We start from the raw sequence: 7,650 nt of genomic DNA, 5'->3' as shown, positions 1-7,650 counted from the left end.
CCCCCGGGTCACCGCGTTTCGTCTCGTCGCTGCGCTCCTCGCTCAACGACCGGGAGAGCCCCGGTCGTTGAGCGACACTTCGACTCGCTGCGCTCGCTCAGTGCAGGTCTCCGCGAGACGAAACGCGCGCCCCCACCGGTCGTTGAGCGAGCGAAGCGAGACGAAACGCGGTGACCCGGGTTGACACCGCCCCGGTTCCGTGGTTACTTAGTCGAGTAACTAACCCAACAACCCCGGGAGTGCCAGTGATCGAAGACGGCCGCCCCCTCTTCCTCCAGATCGCGGAGGCCATCGAGGACTCGATCCTCGACGGCTCCCTCGCCGAGGAGTCCCAGGCGCCGTCCACGAACGAACTGGCTGCGTTCTACCGGATCAACCCCGCCACCGCCGCGAAGGGAGTCGCCATGCTCACCGACAAGGGCGTGCTGACCAAACGGCGCGGGATCGGCATGTTCGTCACCGCCGGCGCCCGCGACCTCCTCCTCGGCGAGCGCCGCACGGCGTTCGCCGAGCGCTTCATCGATCCACTCCTGGCCGAGGCCCGCACGCTCGGGCTCGGCCCCGACGACCTCGCCGCACTCCTGCGCGAACGCGCCGCGACATCCACCGAAGGGAACCCCGCATGACCGCCGTCATCGAGGTGAAGGACCTCGTCAAGACCTACCGCGACACGCTCGCGCTCGACCACGTGTCGCTCGCGATCGAGGAGAACACGATCTACGGCCTCCTCGGCCGCAACGGCGCCGGCAAGACCACGCTCATGTCGATCCTCACCGCCCAGAACTTCGCCACGTCCGGCACCGCGCACGTGTTCGGCGAGGAGCCCTACGAGAACGCGCACGTGCTGTCGCGCGTCTGCTTCGTGCGCGAGAGCCAGAAGTACCCCGACGACGCCACGGCCGACCACGCGCTGCGGATCTCCGCGATGTTCTTCCCGCGGTGGGACCAGCAGCTGGCGGACGAGCTCGTCGAGGCCTTCCAGCTCCCGCTGAAGCGGCGGATCAAGAAGCTCTCGCGCGGCCAGCTCTCCGCCGTCGGCGTGATCATCGGCCTCGCGTCCCGCGCCGAGATCACGTTCTTCGACGAGCCGTACCTGGGTCTCGACGCCGTGGCCCGCCAGATCTTCTACGACCGGCTGCTGGAGGACTACGCGGAGCACCCGCGGACGATCATCCTCTCCTCCCACCTGATCGACGAGGTGTCGAACCTGATCGAGCGCGTCATCGTGATCGACGGCGGCCGGATCCTCCTCGACGAGGACACCGACGCCGTGCGCGACCGCGCGGTCACCGTGGTCGGGGACGCGGCGGCGGTGGACGCCTGGGTGGGCGACCGCGAGGTCCTGCACCGGGAGTCGCTGGGCCGCGTCGCATCGGTGACGGTCCTCGGCCGTCTCTCCGCCGCGGAGCGCGCGGCGGTCGTGGAAGCGGGTCTGGACATCGCGCCGGTCTCGCTCCAGCAGCTCATCGTGCGGCTGACGCAGAACGCGTCCGGCGCCAAGGACGCGGCCGCGGCCGCAGAGAAGGAGGAGGTGCGCTGATGTCCCGCGTCCTCAACGTGGTCCGCCTGCAGCTCGTCAACAAGCAGACGTTCCTGTGGGTCCCGCTCATCGTCCTCGGCGCCTCCGCGGTCGTCTCCATCGTCATCTACGCGATGATCCCGACGGATGCGCCGAAGTACGGCGGAGGCGGCCAGGCGCCGCTGTGGGTCTTCTTCGCCGTCGGCCTGTCCGCCCTCACCATGACCTTCCCCTTCTCCCAGGCGATGAGCATCACCCGCCGCGACTTCTTCGCCGGGACGATGCTCACCGCGGTCCTCGGGTCGCTGGTGATGGCCGCCGTGTTCGTCGTCGGCGGGCTCATCGAGCAGGCCACCGGCGGGTGGGGCGTCAACGGCTACGTGTTCCACCTCCCCTGGGTGTGGGAGGCCGGCCCCGTCGCGGCAGGCCTCACCTACTTCACGCTCGCGCTGTTCTTCTTCGTCGTCGGGTTCACCGGGGCGACCGTGTACAAGCGCTGGGGGGCGGCGATCACGACCATGGCGAGCCTCGTGCCGGTGGTGATCCTGGTCGGCCTGGCGTTCCTCGTCACGCGGATGGAGCTGTGGGGGAACGTCTGGGAGGGGATCCTGCACCTCGGCGCGCTGGGGCTGACGCTGTGGGGGCTCGCGGTGACGGTGCTGCTGTCCGGGGTGGCGTTCCTGGTGCTGCGCCGCGCCATCCCCTGATCCCGGATCCGCGCGTTTCGTCTCGTCGCTGCGCTCCTCGCTCAACGACCGGTGAGTCCCGTCCCGGTCGTTGAGCGAGCGCAGCGAGACGAAACGCCCCACCCGTGATCAGCGGTCACCCACCCGGTCGTTGAGCGAGCGCAGCGAGACGAAACGCCCCACCCCCGGATCAGCGGTCAGATCGTGTCGTCGGCGGCGATGACGTCGATCTGCCAGACCCGGGTGTCCTCGCCGCCGGCGTCGCCCCGCTCGTGCGCCGCGAGGATCTCGTCCTTCAGCTCGCCGATCCTCGTCATGAACGACTGGAACTCGGCCTCCGTCAGCCGCACGGTCATCTGCGCGAACTCCGCGTGGATCTCGGTCGTCTGTCCGGCCATGTAGGTCGGGGTCCACGCCGCCATCCTCCGGAGGATGTCGTTGTGGTCGTCGATCAGGGCCTGCAGGACGGCGCCGCCGAGGACCGGATCCTCGACCGGGTGCTCCGGGCCGCCGATGTTCATCGCGCGCTTCTCTGCCCGCCACACGCGGTCACGGCGGTCGCGGGCCTGCTCGGGCGCCTCGACGAGGAGCCCCGCCTCCGCGAGCACACGCAGGTGGAAGCTCACCTTGTTGGCGGGCATGTCCAGCGCCTCGGCGACATCGGCGGCGCGGCGGAACTCGTGCTTGGCGAACTGCTTCAGGATCTGGCGACGGATCGGGTTCGCGTAGGCCTTGAGGACCGCCGTGGTGGCCGCCCTCGGGCCTCCGCCGTCCTCGGCACGCGCGGACGGCTGCGGCTGCTGTCCCTCGGTCGCCTCGGCCATGCCCCCATCCTACGCAGCACAATTTGCGCAATTTTACTTGCGCAACTTTACTTGCCGGTCTATGGTCGTCGACATGGACGAGACGCGGGCAGGGCTCTGGACCAATCGGCGCTACGTGGCCTGGCTGTTCAGCGACACCGCCAAGGGGCTGGGGACCTCGTTGGCCTCGTTCGCCGTCCCCCTGGTGGCGCTCATCGTGACGAACGACCCTGCGCAGGCCGGGATCATCGGCGGCGTCGGGATGACGGTGCGGCTGGCCCTGACGCTGTTCGGCGGCGTGCTGGCCGACCGCCACCACCGGGTGCGCATGATGCTCGTCGGCGCGGTGTTCGCGACCGTCCTGTCCGCCGGCTTCACGGCACTGGCGCTGAGCGGCGCGCTCAGCTTCGCCGCCCTTCTCGCGGTGCAAGCCCTGCTCGCCGTCCGCGCGGGGGCGTTCGAACCGGCGAGCGAGAGCGCGGTCAAGGAGATCGTCCCCGACGAGGCGATGGGCAGGGCGCAGGCCGCCAACCAAGGACGCGACGCCGCCCTCCAGCTCACCGCAGGCCCGCTCGGCGGTCTCCTGCTGGGAGTCGGCGCATGGCTCGTCGGCGTGGTGATGACCGTCTGCTACGCGCTCGCGGCGGCCTCCGCGTGGCTGCTCGGCCGTGCGGTCCGCGATGACGCGGGAGCCTCCGTGCCCCCGGTCGACGACGACGCCGCGCGCTCCCCCCGCGAGGGAGGCCCGACCGAGGGGGCCCCGGCGGAGCGTGGCCCGAACGCGCTCCGAGAGATCCGCGAGGGGTTCGCCTGGCTGTTCTCTCGCCCGGACCTGAGCGGCGTGCTGTGGATCTCCACGACGGTCAACCTCGGCTTCAACGCGGCCCTGACGACGGTGATCTACGCGCTCCAGCAGGCCGGGGAAACGGAGCTGACGATCGGCATGGTCTCGGCCGTCCTCGGCGCGACCATGCTCGTCGGCGCGCTCGCGGCCCCGCTCCTCGTGCCGCGGATCGGGGCCGGGGTGCTGATGATCGCGGGTATCGGCGCGGCCAGCGTCGCGGTCGCCGCCCTGACGCTCGCGCACGAGACGGCGACGATCGCCCTCGTGCTCGTGTTCGCGGTCTTCCTTATCCCCACCCTCAACGCCGGGATGATGGGCTACTTCATGGTGGCGACGCCGTCGCGGCTCCTCGGCCGCGCGAACGCCGCGTCGGGGGTGCTCGGGATGGGAGCGATGCCGCTCGCGCCTCTCATCGCCGGCTTCGGCCTCACCTGGGCGGGGCGGGACGCCACGCTCCTCGTCTGCGCAGGCTTCTGCGTCGTCTCCCTGCTGCTCGCGGTGACCAACCGCGGGCTCCGCTCCCTCCCGGCCGAGGCAGGCTGGGCCGCCCATGCCCGGACGTTCGACACCGATCCCGCCACCGCCGTGCGTGCGTGACTCGGACGGGCGAGAGCCGCACGGGGCCCGCGGGACGATTTCCGGGACGCGGGTATCAGGAAGCACTTGCCGTCCTCCTGAAGGGTGTGAGCACAATGGGCACCATGACCGACGCCTCACCCGAGGGCGCTGTCAGCGAGGGCCCGGAGCGGTGGGAGCGCGCGGCCGATCTCTTCGCCGACTGGCGCGCCGGCGATGCACGCGCCATGGACGACCTGGTGCGCCTGATGACCCCCGTGCTCTGGCACGTCGTCCGCGCGTACGGCCTCGAGCGCACGCTGGCGGAGGACGTCGTCCAATCCACCTGGATGGCGCTCGTCCGCCACGCCGACACGATCGCCGACGACCGCGCCGTGTCCCGCTGGCTCACCGTCACGGCGCGGCGAGAGGCCTGGCGGACCACGCGCGTGCACGGCCGCGCGGACTCCACCGCCGACGAGCTGCTCGAACCCCTGCTGCCGCCGGAGCGGTCGACCGAGGCGGTCGTGGCGGCGTCCGACGAGGCGGCGCGGCTCTGGGCCGCCGTCGGCACCCTCACCGAACGCTGCCAGCGGCTGCTGCGCGTCGTCGCCTTCGACGACCGCCCCGACTACGCCCGCATCGCGGCGGATCTCGAGATGCCGATCGGGAGCATCGGCCCGACGCGGCAGCGCTGTCTGGGCAAGCTCCGGACGGCCTTGACGGCGCACGGCTTCGGCGACGACGCGAACGGGTCCCGGCAGCGACGGGGATCCGGGACCGGGAAGGACGCCCGCCATGACCGACGCTGACGACGCCCTGCTGCGCCGGATCCGAGCGGCGGCCGAGCGGTTCGACCCGCCGGCGCCGGATCTCGCCGAACGGATGATCGCCGCGATCGCGGTCGAGGACCTCTCCCGCGACTACGCCCTGCTCACGCTCGTCGAGAGCGGGCTCGGCGCCGTCCGCGGGGAGGCCGAGACGACGACGCTGCAGTTCAGCGACGGCCGGATCGGTCTGCTCCTGCACATCAGCCGCACGGCCCGCGACACCCGCCGCATCGACGGATGGGTCGACGCGCAGGTCCGCGAGGTCCGGCTGTCCCAGGGATCGCGCGCGCGGAGCGTGCCGCCGGACGCGACGGGGCGGTTCGCCTTCGACGACGTTCCCGCCGGGCTCACCCGTGTGCGTCTGGTCGCCGACGGGGAGACCGGTGACCTGCTCACGCCCCGGTTCGAGGTGTGATCGGAGACGCGGCGGCGCCGCGGGAAGGACGTGCCATGGAACAGCCCCGGGGATGGAGCTGGCAGGACCGCGCTGAGGGGTCGATCCCCCGCGGGACGACACTGGATCCGGCGATCGATCCGGTCGACGGCGTCCGCGCCTATCCGACCGCCTACCTGCCGGACCGGATGCTGATCACGGAGAATCCGGACGATGTCGAAGGCGCCTACGACCGCGACGTCCGGATCCTGCGGGAGGTCGCCGCATCGTTCGGCTGGGAGCTGGAGATCGGGCAGGACGACCTCGTCCGCACAGGTCTCGGCCCCGGGGTCCTGCCCGGGATCCCGGGAGTGCACCGGGCACGACTGACCACGTCCGCCGAGCCGGGCCGCGGCGACTCGCCCGTGGCACCGGACGCGTGGCGCGTGCTCCAGCGGGCCCGGCGCGTCGCCGGCGGGCCGATGCCCCGCGCGGGGCTCGAGCACGTGCTGTCCGTGGATCCGGTCGGGCTCAACCCGTTCACGCGCACCAATCCCTTCACACGCACCAACCCCTTCACCCGGACGAACCCCGCCCGCGGCGAGGGCGCCGGAGCGGGCAGCGACGACTACCTCGCGCCCGGGCGGGGCGGACGCCAGCCGGTCGCATGGATCGGCCCGGCTCCGCGCCGCGGTCCGGACCCCCGGCGAGGACGCCGGGTCGTCGTCGCGGTGCTGGACACCGGGTGCGGCGCGCACGCCTGGCTGCCGGACACCGTCGTGACCACCCGGGTGACGCTGGACGGCGTGCCGATCGGGCTCACCGGAGACGACGACCCCGAACGCTACCCCGACCTCTACGGACAGCTCGACGGCGAGATCGACGCGGTCGCCGGGCACGGCACGTTCATCGCGGGGATCATCCGGCAGACGGCACCGGACGCGGACATCCTCGCCATCCGTGTCGCGGGATCGCTCGGGGTGGTGGACGAGAGCACGTTCCTGCGCTCCCTCGCCGCGCTCGTGGAGCTGCAGCGGCGCCACGTGCACGGGATCGACGGCGGACGGCCGATCGACGTGCTCAGCCTGTCCCTCGGCTACTACCACGAGACACCCGTGGACGGGCAGTTCTCCCGAACGCTGTACGACCTGCTGCGCACCGCCAGGGAGCTCGGCACGGTCGTCGTGTGCTCGGCGGGCAACGACGCGATCGACCGTCCCGCGTTCCCCGCGTCCCTCTGGGCCTGGCCGGGCGCGGACAACGGCATCGAGCCGGACGAGCTGCACCCGCTCGTCTCCGTCGGCGCGCTCAATCCGTCCGCCCGATCCGTCGCGCTGTTCTCGAACGTCGGCCCCTGGGTCCGCACATACGCACCGGGCGCCGCGGTGGTGAGCACCACTCCGGCCTTCACCGGCGGCGCCCAGGCCGCCACCCGGTGGGACGTCGGCGGCCTCGTGCGCGAGACGGTCGATCCGGACGACTACCGGGGCGGATTCGCCGCGTGGAGCGGCACCTCCTTCGCGGCCCCGTACGTGGCGGGGCGGATCGCGGCGGGGCTGGTCGGCGCGGTGGCCGCCGCGGACGTCGCCCCCGCCGCCACGGCGGCCGAGACCGTGACGGAGGTGCTGAAGGCCCTGCCCCCGGACGCGCCGCTCTCCTGATCCGGCCCGCTCCCGATCCGTCCTGCTCGCGAGACCCCCTCTCGTCGCCGAGACCCCTCCGCACACACGGTTCTGCGAGGGGGTTTCGGCGGGGAGAGGGGGTCTCGGCGGTCGCGGCCGGAGCCCCGTCTCGCGCGGACCCCGCCGACACGGCATCCTGAGGGGATGGGGAGCCCGGGATCCGCGCCGGCGGCGGCACGCGCGCTGTACGAACGCGGCCTGGCCGCGACGAACGCGCAGCGGTACGTCGAGGGGCGCCGCCTGCTGGATCGCGCCGCGGCGCACCCCGGGGCCGACCCGGACCTGCGGGCCCGCATCGCCGGGACGACCGCCTACCTGCTCGCGCAGACCGGCGAGCCCGCCCGTGCCGAGGAGCTGT

At 72.3% G+C, this 7,650-nt stretch carries 9 protein-coding genes; 8 read left to right on the top strand and 1 reads right to left on the bottom strand.

The annotated features are described in order from the left end of the window. Nucleotides 1-245: 245 nt before the first annotated feature. From MR1_RS14755 to MR1_RS14745, 3 genes are read left to right on the top strand one after another with little or no spacing between them, the layout of a single operon-like run. Nucleotides 246-626, top strand: a complete 381-nt coding sequence (locus tag MR1_RS14755; protein ID WP_067248473.1) for a GntR family transcriptional regulator — start codon at nt 246-248, stop codon at nt 624-626. Further along, nucleotides 623-1,540, top strand: coding sequence for an ABC transporter ATP-binding protein (locus MR1_RS14750; protein WP_067248469.1), 918 nt, complete (start codon nt 623-625; stop codon nt 1,538-1,540). The genes MR1_RS14755 and MR1_RS14750 overlap by 4 nt, the downstream gene beginning before the upstream one ends. Beyond that, entirely contained in the window at nt 1,540-2,226 is a 687-nt protein-coding gene (locus MR1_RS14745) for a hypothetical protein (RefSeq protein WP_067248466.1), read from the top strand. Before MR1_RS14750 ends, MR1_RS14745 begins: the two co-directional genes overlap by 1 nt. A 176-nt stretch (nt 2,227-2,402) precedes the next feature. Here the strand turns inward: MR1_RS14745 and MR1_RS14740 are convergent, their stop codons facing one another. Then, the gene (locus MR1_RS14740) at nt 2,403-3,029 is read right to left on the bottom strand and encodes an ArsR/SmtB family transcription factor (RefSeq protein WP_067248464.1); all 627 of its coding nucleotides are present in this window, start codon (nt 3,027-3,029) and stop codon (nt 2,403-2,405) included. 73 nt (nt 3,030-3,102) lie between these two features. Between MR1_RS14740 and MR1_RS14735 the strand changes: the two genes are divergently transcribed. From MR1_RS14735 to MR1_RS14715, 5 genes are all read left to right on the top strand, one after another. Further along, nucleotides 3,103-4,449: an MFS transporter gene (locus MR1_RS14735; RefSeq protein ID WP_157518261.1), complete on the top strand. Its 1,347-nt coding sequence runs from the start codon at nt 3,103-3,105 to the stop codon at nt 4,447-4,449. A gap of 104 nt (nt 4,450-4,553) precedes the next feature. After that, nucleotides 4,554-5,219, top strand: a complete 666-nt coding sequence (locus MR1_RS14730; protein ID WP_255218167.1) for an RNA polymerase sigma factor — start codon at nt 4,554-4,556, stop codon at nt 5,217-5,219. After that, nucleotides 5,206-5,652, top strand: a complete 447-nt coding sequence (locus MR1_RS14725) for a hypothetical protein (protein ID WP_067248453.1) — start codon at nt 5,206-5,208, stop codon at nt 5,650-5,652. Before MR1_RS14730 ends, MR1_RS14725 begins: the two co-directional genes overlap by 14 nt. A 35-nt stretch (nt 5,653-5,687) precedes the next feature. Next, complete coding sequence (locus MR1_RS14720; protein WP_067248451.1) at nt 5,688-7,271, top strand: S8 family peptidase; 1,584 nt, start codon at nt 5,688-5,690, stop codon at nt 7,269-7,271. Between the two features lie 165 nt (nt 7,272-7,436). Then, nucleotides 7,437-7,650, top strand: a 214-nt coding sequence (locus tag MR1_RS14715) for a hypothetical protein (protein WP_157518259.1), incomplete at its 3' end; no start/stop codon positions are given.

Origin of the sequence: Microbacterium resistens NBRC 103078 (assembly GCF_001552355.1) — a bacterium.
GTDB lineage: Bacteria > Actinomycetota > Actinomycetes > Actinomycetales > Microbacteriaceae > Microbacterium > Microbacterium resistens.
Note: the sequence above shows the minus strand (reverse complement) of the source record. Positions and strands in the feature narration are given on the sequence as shown.

Bases quoted from the DNA above. Each gene is read 5' to 3' on its own strand.
- MR1_RS14735 (WP_157518261.1), top strand. From the start codon at position 3,103: ATGGACGAGACGCGGGCAGGGCTCTGGACCAATCGGCGCTACGTGGCC.
- MR1_RS14730 (WP_255218167.1), top strand. From the start codon at position 4,554: ATGACCGACGCCTCACCCGAGGGCGCTGTCAGCGAGGGCCCGGAGCGG.
- MR1_RS14725 (WP_067248453.1), top strand. From the start codon at position 5,206: ATGACCGACGCTGACGACGCCCTGCTGCGCCGGATCCGAGCGGCGGCC.
- MR1_RS14740 (WP_067248464.1), bottom strand. From the start codon at position 3,029: ATGGCCGAGGCGACCGAGGGACAGCAGCCGCAGCCGTCCGCGCGTGCC.
- MR1_RS14750 (WP_067248469.1), top strand. From the start codon at position 623: ATGACCGCCGTCATCGAGGTGAAGGACCTCGTCAAGACCTACCGCGAC.
- MR1_RS14745 (WP_067248466.1), top strand. From the start codon at position 1,540: ATGTCCCGCGTCCTCAACGTGGTCCGCCTGCAGCTCGTCAACAAGCAG.
- MR1_RS14720 (WP_067248451.1), top strand. From the start codon at position 5,688: ATGGAACAGCCCCGGGGATGGAGCTGGCAGGACCGCGCTGAGGGGTCG.